Below are 19,150 nucleotides of genomic sequence, written 5' to 3' on the forward strand. Positions count from 1 at the left end.
TTCGTGCGACGCGGACGGCGCCGTCCTGCTCCTAGATTCGGATCCACAGGCGAGATGGACCACGAAACGACGTGCGCCTGAGCCGAGAACAGGAGAGGTGACCAGCATGGATCCCGCGGACAGGACGGGCGCCGAAGTCCCGGCACGGACGGCGATCGCACCGGACGGGCCATCGGGACCGGCCACCCGGCAGGCGCGGACGCAATGGGCGTTCGCCGCGTTCTCGGTCCTCAACGCCGTGGTGATCTTCCCCGGCGAGAACGCCATCCTCCCGCTCATCCAGACCCTGGGATTCGCGGGCTATCTTCTCGCCGCCGCGATTTCGGTCTATTGCGCGCTGCGATGGGGAATCTCACGGGCCCGCCGGACCGCCATCGTCTTCCACCTGCTGTTCATCCCGGTGCAGTTCCTGTTCAGCTTCCCCGGCCCGCTCCCGCTCGCCGGGATGGCGGTCTCCGCGGTGATTCTCGGCCTCTTGCGGCCGACCTTTCCGAGGCTTTCCCCCGGTAAGCGGAAACTGTGGGTGATGCTGCATGTCGGGCTGTCGGTGAGCTGGCTCGGTATCGCGGTGGCGATGGTGGTGCTCAGCACCGTGGGATACACCACGGAAAGCGCCGGACTACGGCATGCCTCCTACGAATTGATGCACGTCTTCGATCTGTTCATCGTCATTCCGACGATGATGCTGTCCATTCTCACCGGCCTGGTGGTCTCGCTCGGCAGCAAATGGGGTCTGGTCAAGCACTGGTGGGTACTGCTCAAGCTCCTGATCGCGCTGGCCATCCCGGCGGTCGCGATCGTGGAAAGCCAATGGGTACAGGAACTCGCCGAACGGACCACCGACCCGGCAGCCGAACCCGGTGGCACCGGACTGACGCTGATGATCTGCATGATCGCCTTCTCGGCGGCGTTGTGGACGGCGACCTACCTGTCCGTCTTCAAGCCCGGCGGCAAAACCCGTTGGGGCGCCAGGAACACCGAACGCGAACGTGCCGCACGAGCGGGCAAGACAAGGCGCGCGGCCGGGGAACGGGGAGTTCCCGGGCAGCGTGTCGGCGGTCAGGAGCACGCCGCCGCCGAGCACTCTCAAGGAGGAAAGAACTGATGGGGGAAACGAAACCACCTGCTGCGCGAGCCCGCGCGCTGGTGAAGATCTACGGCCAGGGCAGCGCCGGCGTGACCGCGCTGAACGAGGTGAACCTGGACATCCCGGCCGGGAGATTCACCGCGATCATGGGGCCTTCGGGCTCCGGCAAGTCCACGTTGATGCACTGCCTCGCCGGCCTGGACGTCCCGACCGGCGGCCAGGTCTTCGTGGGCGACACCGAACTGACCGGCCTCGACGACGACCGGCTCACGGTGCTGCGCCGCACGCAACTCGGGTTCATCTTCCAGGCCTTCAACCTGGTGCCCACCCTGTCGGCGCGCGAGAACATCGTGTTGCCCTTGACGATCGCGGGGCGGAAGGCGGATCCCGTCCACTTCGGCAATCTCGTCGCGGCCTTCGGGCTCTCCGAACGGCTCGATCACCGGCCGGGGCAGCTCTCCGGCGGCCAGCAACAGCGGGTGGCCTGCGCGCGTGCGCTGATCACCCGGCCGAAGGTGATCTTCGCCGACGAGCCCACCGGCAACCTGGATTCCCGCAGCAGCGGGCAGATCCTGCGATTCCTGCGGAGCGCGGTCGACGAATTCGGCCAGACGGTCGTGATGGTCACGCACGACCCGCTCGCCGCCGCCTACGCCGACCAGGTCATCTTCCTCGCCGACGGTGTCCTGCTGGACCGGCTGGAGGCGCCGACGGCCGAGCGGGTCCACGCGCGGATGCTCCAGTTCGACCACGCGACCGGGACGGGCGCCGCGTCGTCCGTCGCCCGGGCGATCAGGGCGTTCTGACCATGTGGCGAACCGTAATGGCGACGGTGCGGGGAAACTGGTCGCGCCTGGTACTCACGTTCATCACGGTGCTCTTGGGCGCGACCTTCGTGTCCGGCGCGCTGGTCGTCAGCACGAGCCTGTCCGAAGGGCAGGAACCGTTGCGGGGCGGCCTGGACGTCTTGGTCACGCCACTCGGGCGTGGCGTCGGCGAAGACGAGGCACAGCTCAGCCAAGGCGGGCAGAACCGGGTACCGCTGGACGAAGCGCAGCGTGCCGGGCTCGCGGGGATTCCCGGCGTCGCCGCCGCGACCGGGGTCGTGGAGGGGTACGCCGCGGTGGCGGGCGCGGACGGCAAGGTGCTGGTGTCCCAGGGCTTCGAGGTCAGGATGACCGGAAGCAACTGGACCGGGACGGACCGGATGTCGCTGGTCACCGGCCGTGCCCCGGCCGGGCCGACCGAGGTGGCCCTCGCCGGGTCCGTCGCCGCCGATGGCGGGATCACCGTCGGCGACACGGCGACCGTGCTCCACGGCGGCGGAAAGCTCCAGGCCGCGGTGGTGGGCGTCTACGACTACCGGCCCCATGGCCGGGAGGCGGGCTCGTCCCCCACCGTCGCGTTCGACACCGCGACCGCCCAACGGCTGTTGCTGCGCCCGGGGAGCTTCACCAGCGTGGAGATCACCGCGTCGCCGGGAACGCCGGAAGGCCGGCTGACCGAGGCCGTCGCGGCGGCCACCCCCGCCGGTTTCACCACCGTGGACCGGGCCGGGCTCAGCGCCACCCTGCGCGCGGCGACCTCGGAGATCTCCTCGGCGTTGTCCGCCACCGTGCTGGCCTTCACCGGGATCGCGCTGGTCGTCGGGATCACGCTGATCGTGAACACCTTCTCGATGCTGGTGGCCCGTCGCGGACGCGAGCTGGCGCTGTTGCGCGCGGTCGGCGCGACCAGGCGGCAGGTCCGGCGATCGGTACTGCTGGAAGCCGCCCTGGTGGGAGTGCTCGGTTCGGTGACGGGCCTGGCCATCGGCAGCCTGCTGGCCCTTCCCGTGGTGACGTACGCGGCGGAGCTGAACCCCGCCCTCGACGGCGGTGTGGTGATCGGCCTCCCCGCGATAGTGGGGACGCTCCTGGTCGGTACCGGCACCACGGTGGTGGCCGCCTGGCTGCCCGCGCGCCGGGCGGCGTCGGTATCGCCGGTGGCGGCACTGGGCGGTGAACGGCTCGAGGAGGAAAAGGGCTCTCGGTGGCTGTTGAGGACCGGGCTCGCGGTGGTGGTCCTGTCGGTCCTCCTGCTGATCGTCGCGACGGTCGGCGAGGGCACTCCAGGCCGCGCGTCCGGCATGCTCGGGGCGCTGGGCCTGCTGCTGGGCGCGGTGATCTGCGCCCGCTGGCTGAGCGGGCCGGTGATCGGCCTGCTCGGCAGGCCGCTGCGCCGCGGGATGCTCGGCGGGATGGCGGTCCGCAACACGCTGCGCAATCCCCGGCGCACGGCGGCGACCGCGACCGCGCTGACGATCGGCGTGGCCATCGCCATCGGCATCACCATCTTCTCCACGACCATTTCCACGATCAGCGAACGCGATCTCGGCGGTGCCTTCGCCGGCGGGATCGTGGTCACCAACGTGGCGGGCGGTCAGATCGGCGAGGACACCCGGCGGCTGGCGGAGGCCGTGCCGTCCGTGACCGCGGTCAGCACCTTGCGCACCGACCAGGTCCTCCTCGACGGCAAGGAGATCCGTGCGGGCAGCACCGACGTGTCCGCCCTCGGCCGGACCGTCGAAGTGAAACTCGAACAAGGCAACACCGCGGATCTGGCGCGAGGTGTGTTCGTCGCGAAGGCGGTCGCCGAGGAACGGGGCTGGACGCTGGGACGGCGGGTGCAACTGAGTTCGCCCGGTGGTGGCGCCACGCCGGTCGAGATCACCGGGATCTTCACCGAAGCGACGGTCCTCGGCCAGGTCGTCGTGCCTCCCGCACTCGCCGACGCGCATTTCCGGCCGGGTGACGGCAACCCGATGGTCGTCGCGACCGCGCCGGGTACCGACGGGGCCACCGCGGAAGCGGCCTTGCGGCAGGCACTCGCCGGCCGCACCGATCTCGCCGTGATGAGTGCGCCGGAGTACGTGCGCAGCCGCATCAGCGAGGTCGACGTGTACCTCGGTGCCGTCACCGGGCTGCTGGGGCTGTCCGTGTTGATCGCCTTCCTGGGCATCATCAACACTTTGTCCCTCTCGGTGCTGGAACGCGGCCGGGAACTGGGCCTGCTCCGCGCGACCGGGATGACCCGGCGGCAGATCCGCGGGCTCATCCGCGTCGAATCCGTGCTGATCGCCGCGCTGGGCGGGGTGACCGGGGTCGTGGTCGGCGTCGTGCTCGGCGCCATGATGCAGAACTTCATCCTGTCGCGAGGGGTCTTCGACCTCGTGGTGCCGCCGACGATCCTGCTGGCGCTGCTCGGGATCTCCCTGGGCGGGTTGCTGGCGGCCGCCTGGCCCGCCCGCCGGGCGGCGCGGGTGAACGTGATACGCGCGATCACCGTCGACTGACGGCGCGAACCGAAATCAGCTGAGGAGCGGTCCAGTGACCTATGTGATTACCAGTCCGTGCACCGACGTCAAAGACCGGTCGTGTGTGGACGTGTGCCCGGTCGACTGCATCCACGACTCGGGTTCGCAGATGGTGATCGACCCGGTGGAATGCATCGACTGCGGTGCCTGCGTGCCGGAATGTCCGGTGGAGGCCATTTTCTTCGAGACCGACGTGCCGGACGGCGAGCGGGAATCGGTGGCTCGCGCCGAGTCGTTCTTCGGCCAGGGAAACGGATAGCGGCACCGCTTTCCGGACGGGCGTTCTCTCGCCCGTCCGGAAAGCGGCCGGATCAATAGCGCTCGGCGGTCACCGTCGTCACCGAGACGCGCACTATCTGTCCATCGGCGTCCACCGCCGTACCGGTTCCGTTCGAGGTGAACGTGTCCCCCGTCGTCAGGCTTCCTTCATGGTCCACGTGCACGTCGAAAGCGAACTTGCCGTCATCGTCGAAGGCCTGTTCGCGGAAGGTGAAGCGGAACCCGTTCCTGGTCCGCCGCCACCTTCCGATACCGGTGGTCTGACTGCCGGTGTTGGTCTGGATCAGCAGACCTTCGGCGGTGAAAGCGAACAAGCCGCGTTCGTTCCGCGTGCCGTCCGCGAAGGTGACCCGCACCGCCCAAGTCCCTTCAGGACTCTGCGGACGGGTTCTCAGATCGGCGGCAGGCGCCAGATCCTCTTCTTGAGTGGCCATATCCCCCTCCGGGATCGCTGGTGTTAATGGTTTCGTGCCCCCTTATGGCCCAATTTAGCAAGACGCCGACGAGTCGGTCGTGCTTTTCAGGGTTTTTTCAGGAACTCGGCACCAGCGCTGAGGAGCGGGATATTCGGTTCACGGCGTCAATTCACCACCGGGTCCGTTCACCAGCGCACCGGCAAGCTCGCCAGCGCGCGGGCGGTCAGCCCGGTTTTGAGTTCGATCTCCGCGGGCGCCACCGCCAGCCGGAGCGTGTCCGGGATATTCCGTAAAAGTGCGTAAAGCGCCTCTTGCATCTCCAGTCTCGCCAGTTGCGCGCCGAGACAATGGTGGATTCCGTAGCCGAAGGCCATATGAGGATTGCTCGCACGGGTCAATTCGACGCGGTCCGGCCGGGCGAACACCTCGGAATCGTGGTTGGCCGAGCCGAGCGCGCCCAGCACGGCGTCCCCGGCACGGATCGTGACGCCGCCGAGCCGGACATCCTCGAGTGCCACTCTCAGCTGGGTACCGGTCAACGCGAAGGTGTTGTGCCGCAGCAGTTCCTCGATGGCGCTCGGGACGAGGCCCGGCCGGGCGTACAACCGCGCCAGCAGTTCGGGCAGGCGGAGCAGGGTGAACAGCGCGGTACTCAGCGTGCTGGCGGTGCTCATGTGGCCGACGGTGATCAGGATGAGCGCGAAGCTGACCAACTCGCTCTCCGAGAGCTTGTCCTGCTCGTCGCGAGCCGCGATCAGCACGCTGAGCAGGTCGTCGGCCGGGTGGTCGCGCTTCTCCGCGACCAGCTCGACGAGGAACCGTTCGATGTTGGTGCGCGCGGTCAGCACCTCGTCGCGGGTGTGCGCGGACAGACTGAAGATCACGTCCGTCCAGCCGTGCAGGGTCCCGAAGTCCGCATAGGGCACACCCAGCAGTTCGAAGATGACCTTGCTCGGCAGCGCCGCGGTGAACTGCGCGAGCAGGTCCGCGGACCGATCGCCGCTCACCACGTCACGCATCAGCTCGTTCGCGAGATCTTCGACCCGCGGCCGCAGCGCTTCGATGCGGCGGGTGGTGAAGGCGGGCGCGACCAGCCGTCGCAACCGGGTGTGATCGGGCGGATCCATCCCGAGGATGGTTTCCGGGCCGGGGCTGGTGTTCCCCATCCGCGGGCTGCCCGGCCGCTCGGCGGCGGCGCGGCTGAACCTGGCGTCCGCCAGGATCGCGCGGACGTCCGCGTACCGGGTGACCAGCCACGCCCGGTCCCCGGACGGCAGGGTCACCTCGGCGACCGGTTGCCGCGCGCGTAACTCGGCGAACTCCTCGGGCAGGGTGAACTCGGGCGGCTGAGGGAACGGGAAGGTGAGCCCTGCGGTTTCCGTGGACATGGCGCACTCCTTTGCGAAGACGGTCAGGGCGTGTTTCACAAGTCTGTTCGATGGGCTTCGTGATCCAGGTGGTTCCTGACGGTGCGGGCGGATCGCCCTCGTACCGGGTCGTACTCGGGCGCATCCGCCCGTGCCGCCAGGGACCGCCTGGGCGCGAAGACCGCGAACCAGACTTGTGAAACACGCCCTAGGCGAGCCCTGCGCGGTCCAGCGCTTCCGCGGCGGCGCGCAAGATGGACTGTTGTTCCTCGGTCGTGCGCGCGAACGGTGACAAGGCCAAAGTGGTCACTCCCGCCTCGGCGTACGCGGCCATCTTTTCCGCGATCCGTTCGAGGGGACCGAGCAGCGCCGTCGCGTCGACGAAGCCGAACGGCACGGCCGCGGCGGCGCCGGCGTGATCGCCGGATCCGTACCGGTCGTGCACCTCGTCGGCCTCGTCCGGATATCCCATGGTCGTCATCAGGGCGTGGTAGAAACTGTGTTCCTTGGGACCGAGGCTGACGAAGCGGGCGATGTAGGGCCGGACCGCTCCCGCCGCCTCTTCCGGCGACCGGCCGACGACGACGGGTACCGAAGGGATGACCTCGAACCCCTTGTGCCGCAAGCCCGCCTTGTCCCGGCCGAGGCGGAGGTGCGGAAGCGCTTCGGCGATCCGCCCCGGCGAGCAGAACACCCCGAACCAGCCGTCGGCGACCTCACCCGCGAGTTCGAGGCTGCGCGGCCCGATGGCCGCCAGGTAGATCGGGATGGCCGCGCCGAGCGGCGCGCCGAACTGGTGGAAAGGTTCGGCTCGCGCGCCCGGAAGCGGCAGTTCGGTGAGCTCGCCCCGGTAACGCACGGGTTTGTCGTCCAGTGCGAGCCGCAGGATCTCGACGTACTCCCTGGCACGGCGCAGCGGGCGGTCGAACCGGACCCCGTGCCAGCCCTCGGAGATCTGCGCGTTGGAGACCCCGAGTCCCAGCCGGACGCGTCCGGGGGCCAAGGTCTCCAGGGTGGCCGCCGTCATCGCGGTCATCACCGCCGAACGCGCGGGGATCTGGAGCACCCCGGTGGCGAGCCCGATCCGTTCGGTCCGCCCGGCCAGCGTCCCGAGCACGCTGATCGCGTCCGTCCGGTAGCCCTCGGGAACGAACGCGACGTCGTAGCCGAGCCGTTCCGCGGCCAGGGCCACGGCGGGTGCGCCGTGCGGCGCGATGTTCACCCCGAGCTTCATCGGGCTTCCTCCAAACGCGACGGTGACGATCAGGTGATGGTGACGGCGACGGCGGTGCAGACCAGCGCGAGCATCGCCAATGCGGTGCGCAGGAAATGCCATCGCCGCCACAGGGGTCTCGGATCGTGCCAGTCCTCGGGCAGCCGATCCGGATCCAGTTCCCTGGTCTGCCGGTTGATCGGCACGTTGCACCAATGGGAGACCACGGACACGCCGAGCAGCGCGACGGCGGCGCCGCCGAAAAGCAGGGTGGCGGCGATCCCCGGCGTCGACACCGCGAGCACGATTTCGGCCAGGGTCGAGCTCAGCACCACCACCGGCATGGTGGGATCCCAGTTGCGCCCGAGCAGTTTCTGCGCGTAGACGTAGCGGCCGGGTGGCATGGCGATCAACGCGGGCAAGGTGCTCAGGGCGACCGCGAACAGCACCCCGGCCACCGTTCCGCTGCCCGTCAGGGCCAGCACGCTGAGCAGGTCGGCCACCACGGTGCTCATCAGGGGGTGTCGGGCTTGTCGGCCGAGAGCTGGGAGATGCAGCGCATGGTGCTCTTTGCGAAGGTCTTGGTGAACCCTTCGACCGATCCCGTGTCCCTCGGCCGGGCGAGGTACGGCTTGAGCCTGCGCTCGACCTCGCGCACCCCGGGCTGGGTCGCCATAAACCGGGCGATGTCGGCCAGGTCGCCCTCGTACTCGACGAACCGCACCATGATGTCGTTCTCGATGAACACCGCGGTGGACAGGATCCGCCCGACCTCGTTGCCGTCGGCGTCGAGCACCGACGGCGAGCCGGTGCGTTTGAAGCCGGCGAAGATCTCGGCGATCTCGTCTTCGCAGCCTGCCTTGATCCCGTATCTGATGGCGGTGATGGGCATTGCGGACTCCTTTGTTCGAGGGGGTCAGCTCGCCGGCTTCACGGAAATGCCGGCCATTCGTTCCAGCAGCGAAGTGTCGTGAGTGCCTTCGCGGAATGCCGGGGTCCGGATGATCTCGCGGAGCACGTCCCTGGTGGTCCGGATACCGGGACCCTCGATCCGGAACTCGGCCAGCGCGCGGTCCATCCTGGCGAGCGCCTGTTCCCGGTCCGGCGCCCAGACGATCACCTTGGCCAGCAAGGAGTCGTAGTCCGGCGGAACGCGCCAGCCGGGGTAGGCGTGCGTGTCGACCCGGACGAACGGACCGGCGGGCGGGGAGAATTCGACGAGCTTCCCGGGACAGGGGGCGTAGTTCCGGCTGGGATCCTCCGCGTTGATCCGGCACTCCACCGCGACACCACGCGGTCTCACGTCTTCCTGCCGCAGGGAAAGGGGCAGGCCCGCCGCGACCAGGATCTGCTCACGGACGAGATCGATCCCGGTCACCATCTCCGTCACCGGATGCTCGACCTGGATGCGCGAGTTGACCTCCATGAAGGCCGCTTCCTCGCCGGAGACCAGGAACTCGAAGGTGCCCGCGCCGGTGTAGCCGACAGCTCGCGCGCCTTTGGCCGTCGCCTCGGCGAGTTTTCCGGCCAGCCCCGCGGCCAATCCGGGTGCGGGGCTCTCCTCGATGAGCTTCTGATGGCGCCGCTGCACCGAGCAGTCCCGCTCGCCGAGGCAGACCACGTTGCCGTGTTCGTCGGCGAGCAGCTGGATCTCGACGTGCCTGGCGTCCTCCCAGTAACGCTCCAGGTACACCCGCTCGTCGCCGAACACCGCCCGCGCGGTCGCCTTGGTCGAGCGGTAGGTCGGCAGCAGCTCCGCCCACTCCCGGACGATCGCCATTCCGCGGCCGCCCCCGCCCGCCGACGCCTTGATGATCAACGGCAGGCCGATCCGCCGTGCCGTCGCGAAGACCTCGGCCGTGCCGCTCACCGGTTCCGTCGTCCCGGGGAGCAGGGGCAGCCCGGCCTCGCTCATCAGGCGCCTGGCCAAGGACTTGTCCCCCAGCCTGGCCATCACCTCCGGTCGCGGGCCGACGAAGACGAGGCCGTTGCTCACGCAGATCTCCGCGAAATCCGGGTCCTCGGAAAGAAAGCCATAGCCGGGGTGGACCGCTTGCGCGCCGGTCCGCAACGCGACCTCGATCAACGCTGGTGGATACAGATAGCTCTGCTTGGCCGGGCCCGGGCCGATCTGGACGGCCTCGTCGGCGGCGAGCACGGCCGCCGACTCCCGGTCCACGGTGGAATGCGCGACCACCGTGCGGATGCCCATCTCCCGGCAGGTCCGGACCACTCGAAGGGCGATCTCACCCCGGTTGGCCACCAGGAGGGTGTCGAAGACGGGGCCGGTCCGCGGGCTCATTCCGGGGCCTCGGGTTCGATGGCGATCAAGGGCTGGTCGTACTCGACCGCTTCGGCGTCGGCGACGAGGATCCGCGTCACCCGCCCCGCCCGGTCCGCGACGATCGGGTTCATCAGCTTCATCGCCTCGACGATCGCCACCTGCCTGCCGGGTTCGACCACGTCGCCGACGGCCACGAACGGCTTGGCACCGGGCTCCGGGGCGAGGTAGCAGGTGCCGACCACCGGCGTGCGGATCGCGGGCGTTTCGGCGCCGGGTGCCTGCGCCGTCGGCGCCGCCACCGGCTCCGGGGCGGCAGCCGATCGCCCGGCTTCGGCGACCGGCCACTCCACGTCGATGGCCGCGCTGCCCAACCGCACCGTCGCGCGTTTCGGCACCCGCTCGGTCGTGGTGACGACCTCGGCCAGGCTGCGGCAGAGGATCTCCATCGCGTCCTCGGCGCCGAGCTTGAGTATCTCGGTCTCGATCCCCAGTACATCCGACAGATCCCGGCTCGTGGCGAACTCGGGATGCCTTTCGATCATTTCACCGTCTCCCTGGTCGTCGGGCTGATTTCGGCCGAGCCGAATCGCCGGAACCGTGCGCGTCTCGCCGCCACCAGGTCTTCGCCGTCCCGCCCGTGCAGTTCGCGGAGCGCACTGATCACGGCGTCACGCACGAGCGTGCTGGCGGCCGCGGGATCGCGATGCGCGCCACCCGGTGGCTCGGGCACCACGCCGTCGGCCACGCCCAGTGACAGCAACGATTTCGCCCCCACCCGCAGCGCCTGCGCGGCGGCGGACACGGCGGGCGCGGCCGAGCTGCGCCAGAGGATGGCGGCGCACCCCTCCGGGCTGATGACCGAGTACGTGGCGTTCTCGCACAGCAGGACGCGGTCCGCGACGGCCAGTGCCAGCGCGCCGCCGCTTCCGCCTTCCCCGGTGATCACGGTGACCACCGGCACCGGGAGCCCGCCCAGTACCCGCAGGCATTCCGCGATCGCGTTCGCCTGCCCGGTCCGCTCGGCCTCCGGTCCCGGATGCGCGCCGGGGGTGTCGACCAGGGTCACCACCGGGATGCCCAGTTTGGCGGCCAGCCGCATCAACCGGACGGCCTTGCGGTAGCCGGCCGGGGACGGCATGCCGAAGTCGTGGCGCACCAGCTCTTCGGTGGTGCGGCCCTTCTGATGGCCGATCACCATCACCGGCAGGCCGTTGAGCTCGGCCAGCCCGCCCACGATCGCCGGGCTGTCGGAACCGGCACGGTCCCCGTGCAGTTCGACGAAACCGTCGGTCCAGTTCGCGACGTGGTCGAGCGCGGTCGGCCTGCCGGGGACGCGCGCACGCCGGACCACCTCCTCGATTCCCGGGGGCGACAGGCTTTCCGGGTCCCGAAGGACCGGGTCGGCCACCCCGTCGGCCCAGCCCTCCGACGGCGTCGCGGCCGCGCCCACCAGGATCGACAGCAGTTGCGGGAGCTCACTCCGGGGTGAGATGCCGTCGATCAGGCCGTGCTCGAACAGGAACTCGGCGGTCTGGAACGACTCGGGCAGGGTCTCCCCGATGGTCTGCTCGATGACGCGGCGCCCGGCGAATCCCATGCGTGCCCCGGGTTCGGCGACGATCACGTCCGAAAGGGTCGCGAAGGAAGCCGCCACCCCGCCGAAGGTCGGATCGGTGACGAGGGTGATGGTCAGCAAACCCGCTTCGTCGAGCGCGGCCATGGCGTTGCTGGTCCTCGCCATCTGCATCAGCGAGAGCGCGCCTTCCTGCATCCGCGCCCCGCCGGACGCGGTGATCACGAGCAGCGGTGTCCGCCAGGCCAGGGCGGCCTCCGCGGCGGTCACGATCGCCTCTCCCGCCGCCGAGCCGAGACTGCCGCCCAGGAAGCGGAAGTCCATCGCCGCGACGACGACCGGGCGTCCGCCCAGCGTCGCCGACACCACCTGGACCGCGTCCTCGAGCCCGGTTTCGCGCCTGGCCCGGTCCAGCCGTTCGGTGTAGGGCACCAGATCGGCGAATCCCAGCGGATCGCGGACCGACCCGGCGGGCTCGACCGGCTCGGCCGATCCGGGATCCAAAAGCGCGTCGAGCCGCTCGCGCACGGTCAGCCTGCTGTGCCAGCCGCAGCCGGGACAGACCTTGGCCGACCGCGTGAAGCGCTTGCCGTACAACAACATCCGGCACCGTCCGCAGGACACCCAGTCGGGCTCCGGCTCTCGCCGCACACTGTCGGCGGCATCCATGGTCGCCGTCATCGGGTCCTCCCCTTCATCCTGACCCGGGCCGATGGCGGGAGCTCGCCGTCATCGGACGGTGGTACGAATCCGCCCATGCAGCCGCCCAGGATTCCCAGCGACCACACCAGCTTCCCGCCCGCCGTGCGCCACGGCCGGCGGGGCCGCTGTTCCTGTTCGTGGTGTTCGGGTACGGGCGACCGCATGGCCTCTCCTGCTCAGTAGGTGGCGCGCACCTGGTAGATGTCGAACGGCCTGGACAACCGCGTGTCCCGGAACGGGCGCAGCGGCGCGGTCTGGTCCCGGTGCGCCGGTCCGCGCTCCCATTCCTGGAAGGCGGCGACGTCGCTCCACGAACTGACCACCACGAACCCGCTCGGGTCCGAAGTGGACCGCAGCAGCTCGTTGCCGAGCAGGCCGGGGACACCGGCCAGCCGGGTGCTGGACTCGTGGTAGGCGGCCTCGATCCGGTCCTGCTCCTCGGCCGCGTGGTACAGCAGCACCCGCACCCCGCCGCTCACCGGGCTCGTTCCCAGTCACGATGGGACTCCGTGCTCGCCGCGCCCGGCAGGTACGCCACCACGCTCATGGTGGACATCGAGCCGCCGGAGCGGAACGGGTGCAGTTTCTGCCGGTGTTCCAGATGGCGCTCGCTGGTCTCGAATTCGCGGAACAGCGGTTCACTCACCCAATCGCTGACGATGTAGTAGACGCCCTCCTCTTCCGCACGGGAGAGCCACTGGCCGAGATTGGCGGGGTGCGACGTCACGGAATCGCCTATCTCCAGCCAAACTCGCTCGAAGTCGTCCTCGGCGCCGGGTTTGATCTGCATCCGCAACATCACGCGGAAGGCGGCCTCGCCCATCAGGAGATCCCCCCGTCCACCGGGATGACGCCACCGGTGACGTACCGGGCCAGATCACTGGCCAGGAACCGGACCACGTCAGCGACCTCTTCGGGGGAACCGAGCTTGCCGAGCGAGGTCTTCTCCGAATAGCGCGTGATCATCGCGTCGCGCTGTTCCTCCGGCAAGGCTTCCAACGCCTCGGTGTGGATCATGCCCAGCGAGAGCACGTTGAACCGGATCCCCTGTGGACCGAACTCCCTCGCCAGCGTGCGGTTCAGGCCGTGCAGCGCGGCCTTGGTGGCGGTGTAGTGCGCGCGCAACGGGATTCCGACCTCGACGGACTTCGAACTGATCCCGATCACCGAGCCGCCGTCGGAGAGCAGGGGCAGTGCCTGCTGGACGACCAGGTGCACCGCGGTCAGGTTGGTGTCGACGATGCGCTGCCATTCGGCGATTTCCAGTTCCCGGTAAGGGACGTGGCTGATCGCGGCGGCGTTGTTGACCACGATGTCCAGCTTGCCCAGCCTGGACTTGCATTCGCCGAGGAGATCCACGACCTGCGCGGGATCGGCGAGGTCGGCGGGCAGCACGTGGTGCGTGCCGCCGATCTCCTCGAGCTCGCGTTCGAGCGCCGCGGCCGCTTCCTTGTCCTGACGGAAACAGGTGACCACCTCGACACCGTCCCTGGCGAGGGCCAGCACGATGCCGCGTCCCACGCCCCGGGTCCCTCCGGTGACGAGCGCCTTCTTGCCTTTCAAACCGAGGTCCATTTTCCCTCCGCGTCCTGTTCGGATCGATGATCTTTCACAACAGCAGTCCCACCGCGGCGCAGTTGGCCAGCAGCGCCGACGTCGCCGAAGCGGTCCGCGCGCGGTTCCAGCCGCCCCAGTGCCGTCGCGGGTCCCGCTCCGCGAAGTCGTCCGGCAGGTTTTCCGGGTCCAGCGTGCGGATCCATTTGTTGACGGGGACGTTCTTCACCAGCGAGATGGTGATCGTGCCCGCCGCCAGCAGGCCCGCCGTACCGAAAAGCACCTGGGCGCCCGTTTTCTCCGCCACCAGCGCGAGCACCCCGTCGCCGAGCACCGTGGCGAGAAAGCAAAGGGGCATGAACGGGTCGTAGCGGGTCGAGAAGAACCCGTGCGCCTGTACGTAGCGCGGGGCCGGCAGGGTGTCCAGCAGCGGCCAGCCACCGAGCTGCGTTCCCATCAGCACTCCGGCCGCCAGCCCGTTCGCGAGCAGGACCAGCGGGATCACGATCTCGGGCACCGCGCACCTCCAGCCGGTGTGGTCGGATCAGCCGACGGCGGCACTGTCGCGTGCGACCGCTTCGACCTTGTCCTTGATCAGCAGCATCTGGACCGGGGTGTTGCGGTCCAGCCGCTCGCGCATGGCCTCGTCGCCGATCGGCGCCTGCGGTTTCATTTCGAAGTCCTGCACCCAGCGCATGCGCACGCCCCGCTCGGTCTGCGAGTACTCCCAGAAGATCCACATGTACTTGAAGGGACCGGTTTCCACCCGCTGGGAGCGGACGGTCCTGGTCGCCGCGTCCGGTGTCCTCGCCGACACCCAGCTCCACACCTTCCCGTTCTCGTCCGGATGCAACGCGAGCCGGAAGACGACGGTCTCGTCGCGGCGTTCCAGGATCGTCGCCTCCGAGTACTCACTGAAGAGCCGCGTCCAGGATTCGATGTCGTTGGTCATTTCCCAGACCAGGTCCATAGGTGCGTCGATGACGATCTCGTTCTCGGTGTGCCCCGCCATTTCAGATCCTCGCCTCCACGAACTGGGCGTTGACGAACTCGACGGCCTTCGCGGGCGTGGGCATCTCGGCGATCGCGGAATCCGGGATCGTCACGCCGTAGCGGCGCTCCACCTGCCTGGTGAACTCCAGGACGGCCAGCGAGTCGTAGCCGAGGTCGCCGAACTCGACGTCGGCGATGTCACCGTTCAGATCGACTTCGTCGTCGACTCCCGCGCTCGCCCGCAGGATCTCTTTCAGTTCCTCGAAGGTGAACCTGTCCGTCATCTCCACGTCCCTTTCCCTGTTCCTCGCGTCATGGCCCTGAGTACGAGTGCCGCGTTGAAGCCGCCATAGCCGCGCGCGAGGACCAACGCGGTACGCACTTTCCCGTCCCTGGGCTGTTTGGTCACCAGATCGAGATCGCAGCCGGGCGCCTGCCGGACGGGGCCGACCGTATGCGGGATCACGCCGTCCCTGATCGAGAGAAGCGCTGTCGCCACGTCCAACGGAGCGCCTCCGCCGTAGAGCCGTCCGGTCAAGGTCTTCGGCGCTGTCACCGGTACGCCGCGCGAGCCGAAGATCGCGCTGATGGCCCGGGCTTCGGCGAGGTCGTCCGCCGGGACGCCCGCGGCGTCCGCGAAGACGACGTCCACCTCGTCCGGGTCGATCCGTGCGTCCGCCAGTGCCCGCTCGATGGTGCGCCGCAGCGCGGGTGGCCGCGCCGACCCCGGCGGCGGGTCGAAACCGGCGGCGTAGCCCGCGATGACACCGTAGCCACTGTCGCGTTCTTGGGCGCTCCGCGCGCTTTCCACGATCAGGATCGCGCCGCCCTCGCCCGGCAGGTAGCCGCTCGCCTCCGCGTCGAACGGGAGATAGGCGCGGTTCTGATCGTCCACAGTGGAAAGATTCCCGTTCGAAAGCTGGGCGACCAGGCCATAGGGGCACAGAGAAGCGTCGGTGCCCCCGCTGACCACCAACCGGGAACCGCTCAGCGTGAGCCTGCGGGCCTGATTCACCACATCCAGGCCACCGGCCTGTTCACAGCACAGCACGCCGCTGGGACCACGCATGCCGAAGCGGATGGAGATCTGTCCCGTGGTCGCCGCGTAGAACCAGGCGATCGACTGATAGGCCCCGACGCCCGACGGCCCGTCCAGATACAGGCGTTCCATTTCGTGCTGGCCGAATTCGGTCCCGCCGGACGAACCCGCGGTCACGACGGCCATCTCGTAGTCGGGCAGGTCCGCCGGACGCACGCCGGCGTCCGCCAAGGCCGCTTCGGTCGCGGCGAGGCCCAGATGCGTCCAGCGGTCCGTCTGCGGGATCAGCCTGCCGGGAATTCGTTCCTCGGCAAGGAAGTTCGGCAACTGCCCGGCATAGCGGACCGGATAACCCGAAGGGTCGAACCGGGTGATCCGGCTGATCCCGGACTTGCCCGCCAGAACCGACTGCCAATGTTCCGCGACGCCGATACCCGTCGGCGCCACCACACCGATACCCGTCACGACCGGGGCGGTGGCCGCACCAGATGCGTTCATCGAAAGACCTTTCCGAATATCGGTCGCCCGTGTTCTCCAGGGCCTTCTCAAAGACTGGCCGCCCCGCCTGGAAAGTCCCTCCAGGCCCGCTGGACGGGCGGCCTCAGCCCGACGTGGAATGCGTCTCCACGGAGAACTGGGAGATGACCTGCATGGTGGCGTCACGGAAGTAGGCGCCGAAAGCGGCGCCGGTACTCGTGTCCCGCGACGTCTCGAGATAGGGCGCCAGCTTCTCCTCGATCAGATGAACACCGCGCTGCCCGGCCATGTGCTTGGCGATCGCGGAGAAGTCACCTTCGTAGTGGATCACCCGGACCATGACGTCGTCCTTGATGAACACGGCGGTGCCGAGCAGGCGCCCGGCGGGCCTGTCTTCGTCGTCCCGGAACCGAGAGTCGTCCACCCGCTGGAAAGCGGCGAAGATCTCGGCGATTTCGGCTTCATGGCCCGGCTTGACCCGGTAGGTGATAGCGGCGTACATCAGATTCCTCCATCCACGTTCAACGTCGCCCCGCTGATGTAGCGGGACGTGTCACCACTGAAGAAGAGCACCGCGCCGGCGACGTCGGCCGGATCGCACAGCCTGCCGAGCGGGGTCATCCCCGTGATGCGGTCCACCACGGGCGCGGGCAGACCGGCGCCCGGTTCGGTCTCGGTCAGCCCGGGGGCGACCATGTTCACGCGGATACGCCGCGGGCCGAGGTCTTTCGCGAGAGCGCGGGTGAATCCCGTCAACGCGGACTTGGAAGCGGAGTAGTGCACACCGTTGGCCCGGCCGCGAAGGGCCACCGAGGACCCGATGTTCACGATCGAGGCGCCGGTCCCCAGCAGACCGAGTACGGCCTGGGTCACCAGATACGCGGCGGTGACGTTGTGCTCGAAGACGCGGTGCCATTCCTCTTCCGGGAGCTCGCCGAAAGCCGCCGCCCCGTCCACCCCGACGTTGTTCACCAGGACGTCGAGCCCGCCGAGCGCGTCCGCCGCGGCCGAAGCCAGGGAGGTCACCCCCGTTCGCGTGGTGACGTCGGCGCGGACCACCCGGTGCCCGGATCCGCGCTCCTCGAGTTCCCGGTTCAAACTCTGCGCGTCCTCGTCGTCCGTGCGATGGCCCGCGACGACCGTCGCGCCCGCGTCGGCGAACGCCAGCGCGGTGACCCGGCCGATTCCTTTGCTGCCTCCGGTCAGCAGCACCCGTTTTCCGGACAGTCCTTGATCCACCGTCATCTCCTTGTTCAGTGAGGGGTAAATCGAATGTGGCGGGGTCGGCGGCGGAGCCGGTCGAGTCGCATCAGGACAGTCCGCGGGTGAGCGCGCGGCGCCCCGCCCAGAAGGCGAGCCCGCACAGGATCGCGACCGAACCGAGGAGCGAGTAGTAGAGCGGTTCCGGCATGACCGTGTTGAGCCGGACCACCCCGCTGCCGATACCGCCGCCAAGACCGGCGAACAGCCACAGCATTCCCAGTGTCCGTCCCAGGAATCCGGCGGGCAGCACGTCCGCCGCCGCGGAGATCGTCACCGCCGCGATGATCACTTCCCCGCACGCGTGGGTCAGATAGACGACCACCATCCACCAGGGCGAGATCTTGTCGCCGCCGTCGGTCACCAGTGAAGTGGCCACCGACATGACCAGGAAGCCGGACCCCACCAGGAACAGACCGGCACTGAACTTGGTGCCGACGTTGTTCCGTCCGCCCCAGCGCGGCAGCACCGAAGCGATCACCGGCGCCAGCAGGAGGATGAACAGCGGAGTCGCCGCCTGCAACCAGCTCGCGGGCAGGACGAACCCGAGCACGTCGAGGTCGACGTGATCCCTCGCGAAGAGGTTCAGCAGGGACGCGGCGTGCGCGACGATCATCCAGAACAACGCGGAACCCAGGTACACGAACAGGAAGAAGGTCAGCCGCCTGCGGTCGTCCGGCCCCAGCGCCGGATCACCCCGCAGCCGGACGTAGCAGACGATCGGTGTCACCACGCTGAGCAGCCCGATCGCTCCGATCGCGACGGTGGCGTTGAGCAGACCGGCGATCGCGAGTCCGGCCAGTACCACCACGATCGCCAGGCACGACAGGACCAGGCGCCGCACCGTCGCCCGGCGCTCCGCCGTGTCGAGCGGCCGGATCGCCGTGGTGCCGACACCGCCGAACTGCCCCGCGGTCAACCGTAGCTGGATCGTGGTGGCCAGCAGCACCAAGGCGATGGTCAGGAAGGCGAGATGCCAGCTGACCCGCTCCCCGAGGTAACCGGCGATCAACGGCGCGAGCAGAGCGGAAATCTGGGAGGCGACGTACATCAGCGAGATGCCCGCTTCCCGGCTCCGGCTGCCGCCGAACATCCTGTTGATCATCGCCTGGTGGTTCGGCTTGTAGACGGCGCCGCCGATCGCCAGCAGCGGCAACGCCACGGCGGCCGTCCATCCGGCCGGAATGGACAGCAGGAGATAACCGGCGACGTTGACCGCGCTGCCCGCGAACAACGCGGTGCGGTTGCCGAGCCAGCGGTCCCCCACCCAGCCGCCCACCAGCGACAGCATGAACATCAACCCGATCCACGCCCCGAAAAGGGCCGCCGCGTCCGTCATGGCGAGACCGAGACCGCCGCGTTCCGCCGGAGCCGCCGCGTACAGCACCAGAATCGCTTGCAGGCCATAGAAACCGAAGCGTTCCATCGCGTCGCTGGCGAACAGCGTCACGTACCAGCGCGGCATCTTCGCTCCGCGAACCGGACCGTCGCCCCGCGTCCCGTGCTCGGCCCGAGTGGCGGGCCCCGCCGCGTCGTCCACACCTTGTCCCT

22 protein-coding genes are annotated in these 19,150 nt (G+C 69.0%); 4 read left to right on the plus strand and 18 right to left on the minus strand.

Annotated elements, in window-relative coordinates; all coding sequences use genetic code 11:
• Positions 1 to 106: 106 nt before the first annotated feature.
• Genes ACLJRM_RS15295 through ACLJRM_RS15310 form a run of 4 tightly spaced genes read left to right on the plus strand, consistent with a single transcriptional unit; the run spans position 107 to position 4,701 of the window.
• Positions 107 to 1,105, plus strand: a complete 999-nt coding sequence (locus ACLJRM_RS15295; protein WP_410663302.1) for a hypothetical protein — start codon at positions 107 to 109, stop codon at positions 1,103 to 1,105.
• Positions 1,105 to 1,893 (plus strand): ABC transporter ATP-binding protein, encoded by a 789-nt coding sequence (locus tag ACLJRM_RS15300; RefSeq protein WP_410663303.1) that lies wholly within the window; start codon positions 1,105 to 1,107, stop codon positions 1,891 to 1,893. Before ACLJRM_RS15295 ends, ACLJRM_RS15300 begins: the two co-directional genes overlap by 1 nt.
• A 2-nt stretch (positions 1,894 to 1,895) precedes the next feature.
• Positions 1,896 to 4,421, plus strand: coding sequence for an FtsX-like permease family protein (locus ACLJRM_RS15305; protein WP_410663304.1), 2,526 nt, complete (start codon positions 1,896 to 1,898; stop codon positions 4,419 to 4,421).
• Between the two features lie 34 nt (positions 4,422 to 4,455).
• Positions 4,456 to 4,701 carry an indolepyruvate ferredoxin oxidoreductase subunit alpha gene (locus ACLJRM_RS15310; protein ID WP_410663305.1) on the plus strand — a complete coding sequence of 82 codons (246 nt, stop codon included), beginning with the start codon at positions 4,456 to 4,458 and terminating at the stop codon, positions 4,699 to 4,701.
• Between the two features lie 52 nt (positions 4,702 to 4,753).
• Here ACLJRM_RS15310 and ACLJRM_RS15315 read toward each other — a convergent pair whose 3' ends face one another.
• The 18 genes from ACLJRM_RS15315 to ACLJRM_RS15400 form a co-directional block, all read right to left on the minus strand.
• Positions 4,754 to 5,155, minus strand: coding sequence for a hypothetical protein (locus tag ACLJRM_RS15315; RefSeq protein ID WP_410663306.1), 402 nt, complete (start codon positions 5,153 to 5,155; stop codon positions 4,754 to 4,756).
• A gap of 167 nt (positions 5,156 to 5,322) precedes the next feature.
• Positions 5,323 to 6,525, minus strand: a complete 1,203-nt coding sequence (locus ACLJRM_RS15320) for a cytochrome P450 (protein WP_410663307.1) — start codon at positions 6,523 to 6,525, stop codon at positions 5,323 to 5,325.
• Positions 6,526 to 6,712: 187 nt separating this feature from the next.
• Positions 6,713 to 7,738 carry an LLM class flavin-dependent oxidoreductase gene (locus ACLJRM_RS15325; RefSeq protein WP_410663308.1) on the minus strand — a complete coding sequence of 342 codons (1,026 nt, stop codon included), beginning with the start codon at positions 7,736 to 7,738 and terminating at the stop codon, positions 6,713 to 6,715.
• Positions 7,739 to 7,767: 29 nt separating this feature from the next.
• Positions 7,768 to 8,232 (minus strand): DUF1772 domain-containing protein, encoded by a 465-nt coding sequence (locus ACLJRM_RS15330; protein WP_410663309.1) that lies wholly within the window; start codon positions 8,230 to 8,232, stop codon positions 7,768 to 7,770.
• Positions 8,232 to 8,609, minus strand: a complete 378-nt coding sequence (locus ACLJRM_RS15335) for a SchA/CurD-like domain-containing protein (protein ID WP_410663310.1) — start codon at positions 8,607 to 8,609, stop codon at positions 8,232 to 8,234. Before ACLJRM_RS15335 ends, ACLJRM_RS15330 begins: the two co-directional genes overlap by 1 nt.
• Before the next feature lie 24 nt (positions 8,610 to 8,633).
• Positions 8,634 to 10,019: an acetyl/propionyl/methylcrotonyl-CoA carboxylase subunit alpha gene (locus tag ACLJRM_RS15340; protein ID WP_410663311.1), complete on the minus strand. Its 1,386-nt coding sequence runs from the start codon at positions 10,017 to 10,019 to the stop codon at positions 8,634 to 8,636.
• Positions 10,016 to 10,543, minus strand: coding sequence for an acetyl-CoA carboxylase biotin carboxyl carrier protein (locus tag ACLJRM_RS15345; protein ID WP_410663312.1), 528 nt, complete (start codon positions 10,541 to 10,543; stop codon positions 10,016 to 10,018). The genes ACLJRM_RS15340 and ACLJRM_RS15345 overlap by 4 nt, the downstream gene beginning before the upstream one ends.
• Entirely contained in the window at positions 10,540 to 12,255 is a 1,716-nt protein-coding gene (gene accD, locus ACLJRM_RS15350) for an acetyl-CoA carboxylase, carboxyltransferase subunit beta (RefSeq protein ID WP_410663313.1), read from the minus strand. Before accD ends, ACLJRM_RS15345 begins: the two co-directional genes overlap by 4 nt.
• Positions 12,256 to 12,452: 197 nt before the next feature.
• Positions 12,453 to 12,755: an antibiotic biosynthesis monooxygenase family protein gene (locus tag ACLJRM_RS15355; RefSeq protein WP_410663314.1), complete on the minus strand. Its 303-nt coding sequence runs from the start codon at positions 12,753 to 12,755 to the stop codon at positions 12,453 to 12,455.
• Entirely contained in the window at positions 12,752 to 13,099 is a 348-nt protein-coding gene (locus ACLJRM_RS15360; protein ID WP_410663315.1) for an antibiotic biosynthesis monooxygenase family protein, read from the minus strand. Before ACLJRM_RS15360 ends, ACLJRM_RS15355 begins: the two co-directional genes overlap by 4 nt.
• Positions 13,099 to 13,851, minus strand: a complete 753-nt coding sequence (locus tag ACLJRM_RS15365) for an SDR family NAD(P)-dependent oxidoreductase (protein WP_410663316.1) — start codon at positions 13,849 to 13,851, stop codon at positions 13,099 to 13,101. Before ACLJRM_RS15365 ends, ACLJRM_RS15360 begins: the two co-directional genes overlap by 1 nt.
• 34 nt (positions 13,852 to 13,885) lie before the next feature.
• Positions 13,886 to 14,347: an anthrone oxygenase family protein gene (locus ACLJRM_RS15370; RefSeq protein ID WP_410663317.1), complete on the minus strand. Its 462-nt coding sequence runs from the start codon at positions 14,345 to 14,347 to the stop codon at positions 13,886 to 13,888.
• A gap of 27 nt (positions 14,348 to 14,374) precedes the next feature.
• Positions 14,375 to 14,842, minus strand: coding sequence for an SRPBCC family protein (locus ACLJRM_RS15375; RefSeq protein WP_410663318.1), 468 nt, complete (start codon positions 14,840 to 14,842; stop codon positions 14,375 to 14,377).
• A 1-nt stretch (position 14,843) separates the two neighbouring features.
• Positions 14,844 to 15,107, minus strand: a complete 264-nt coding sequence (locus tag ACLJRM_RS15380) for an acyl carrier protein (protein WP_410663319.1) — start codon at positions 15,105 to 15,107, stop codon at positions 14,844 to 14,846.
• A complete protein-coding gene (locus ACLJRM_RS15385) occupies positions 15,104 to 16,360 on the minus strand; it encodes a ketosynthase chain-length factor (RefSeq protein WP_410663320.1) in 1,257 nt (418 codons plus the stop codon). The genes ACLJRM_RS15380 and ACLJRM_RS15385 overlap by 4 nt, the downstream gene beginning before the upstream one ends.
• A gap of 103 nt (positions 16,361 to 16,463) precedes the next feature.
• The gene (locus ACLJRM_RS15390; RefSeq protein WP_410663321.1) at positions 16,464 to 16,841 is read right to left on the minus strand and encodes a SchA/CurD-like domain-containing protein; all 378 of its coding nucleotides are present in this window, start codon (positions 16,839 to 16,841) and stop codon (positions 16,464 to 16,466) included.
• Positions 16,841 to 17,584, minus strand: a complete 744-nt coding sequence (locus ACLJRM_RS15395; protein ID WP_410663322.1) for an SDR family NAD(P)-dependent oxidoreductase — start codon at positions 17,582 to 17,584, stop codon at positions 16,841 to 16,843. Before ACLJRM_RS15395 ends, ACLJRM_RS15390 begins: the two co-directional genes overlap by 1 nt.
• Before the next feature lie 64 nt (positions 17,585 to 17,648).
• Complete coding sequence (locus ACLJRM_RS15400; protein WP_410663323.1) at positions 17,649 to 19,139, minus strand: peptide MFS transporter; 1,491 nt, start codon at positions 19,137 to 19,139, stop codon at positions 17,649 to 17,651.
• Positions 19,140 to 19,150: the final 11 nt, after the last annotated feature.

This window comes from Amycolatopsis sp. lyj-84 (assembly GCF_046549075.1).
GTDB lineage: Bacteria > Actinomycetota > Actinomycetes > Mycobacteriales > Pseudonocardiaceae > Amycolatopsis.

What these genes read in the sequence shown, in the direction of transcription:
- ACLJRM_RS15295 (WP_410663302.1), top strand. Translation starts at nt 107, where the DNA reads ATGGATCCCGCGGACAGGACGGGCGCCGAAGTCCCGGCACGGACGGCG.
- ACLJRM_RS15300 (WP_410663303.1), top strand. Translation starts at nt 1,105, where the DNA reads ATGGGGGAAACGAAACCACCTGCTGCGCGAGCCCGCGCGCTGGTGAAG.
- ACLJRM_RS15305 (WP_410663304.1), top strand. Translation starts at nt 1,896, where the DNA reads ATGTGGCGAACCGTAATGGCGACGGTGCGGGGAAACTGGTCGCGCCTG.
- ACLJRM_RS15315 (WP_410663306.1), bottom strand. Translation starts at nt 5,155, where the DNA reads ATGGCCACTCAAGAAGAGGATCTGGCGCCTGCCGCCGATCTGAGAACC.
- ACLJRM_RS15320 (WP_410663307.1), bottom strand. Translation starts at nt 6,525, where the DNA reads ATGTCCACGGAAACCGCAGGGCTCACCTTCCCGTTCCCTCAGCCGCCC.
- ACLJRM_RS15325 (WP_410663308.1), bottom strand. Translation starts at nt 7,738, where the DNA reads ATGAAGCTCGGGGTGAACATCGCGCCGCACGGCGCACCCGCCGTGGCC.
- ACLJRM_RS15330 (WP_410663309.1), bottom strand. Translation starts at nt 8,232, where the DNA reads ATGAGCACCGTGGTGGCCGACCTGCTCAGCGTGCTGGCCCTGACGGGC.
- ACLJRM_RS15335 (WP_410663310.1), bottom strand. Translation starts at nt 8,609, where the DNA reads ATGCCCATCACCGCCATCAGATACGGGATCAAGGCAGGCTGCGAAGAC.
- ACLJRM_RS15340 (WP_410663311.1), bottom strand. Translation starts at nt 10,019, where the DNA reads ATGAGCCCGCGGACCGGCCCCGTCTTCGACACCCTCCTGGTGGCCAAC.
- ACLJRM_RS15345 (WP_410663312.1), bottom strand. Translation starts at nt 10,543, where the DNA reads ATGATCGAAAGGCATCCCGAGTTCGCCACGAGCCGGGATCTGTCGGAT.
- accD (WP_410663313.1), bottom strand. Translation starts at nt 12,255, where the DNA reads ATGACGGCGACCATGGATGCCGCCGACAGTGTGCGGCGAGAGCCGGAG.
- ACLJRM_RS15360 (WP_410663315.1), bottom strand. Translation starts at nt 13,099, where the DNA reads ATGGGCGAGGCCGCCTTCCGCGTGATGTTGCGGATGCAGATCAAACCC.
- ACLJRM_RS15365 (WP_410663316.1), bottom strand. Translation starts at nt 13,851, where the DNA reads ATGGACCTCGGTTTGAAAGGCAAGAAGGCGCTCGTCACCGGAGGGACC.
- ACLJRM_RS15375 (WP_410663318.1), bottom strand. Translation starts at nt 14,842, where the DNA reads ATGGCGGGGCACACCGAGAACGAGATCGTCATCGACGCACCTATGGAC.
- ACLJRM_RS15380 (WP_410663319.1), bottom strand. Translation starts at nt 15,107, where the DNA reads ATGACGGACAGGTTCACCTTCGAGGAACTGAAAGAGATCCTGCGGGCG.
- ACLJRM_RS15385 (WP_410663320.1), bottom strand. Translation starts at nt 16,360, where the DNA reads ATGAACGCATCTGGTGCGGCCACCGCCCCGGTCGTGACGGGTATCGGT.
- ACLJRM_RS15390 (WP_410663321.1), bottom strand. Translation starts at nt 16,841, where the DNA reads ATGTACGCCGCTATCACCTACCGGGTCAAGCCGGGCCATGAAGCCGAA.
- ACLJRM_RS15395 (WP_410663322.1), bottom strand. Translation starts at nt 17,584, where the DNA reads ATGACGGTGGATCAAGGACTGTCCGGAAAACGGGTGCTGCTGACCGGA.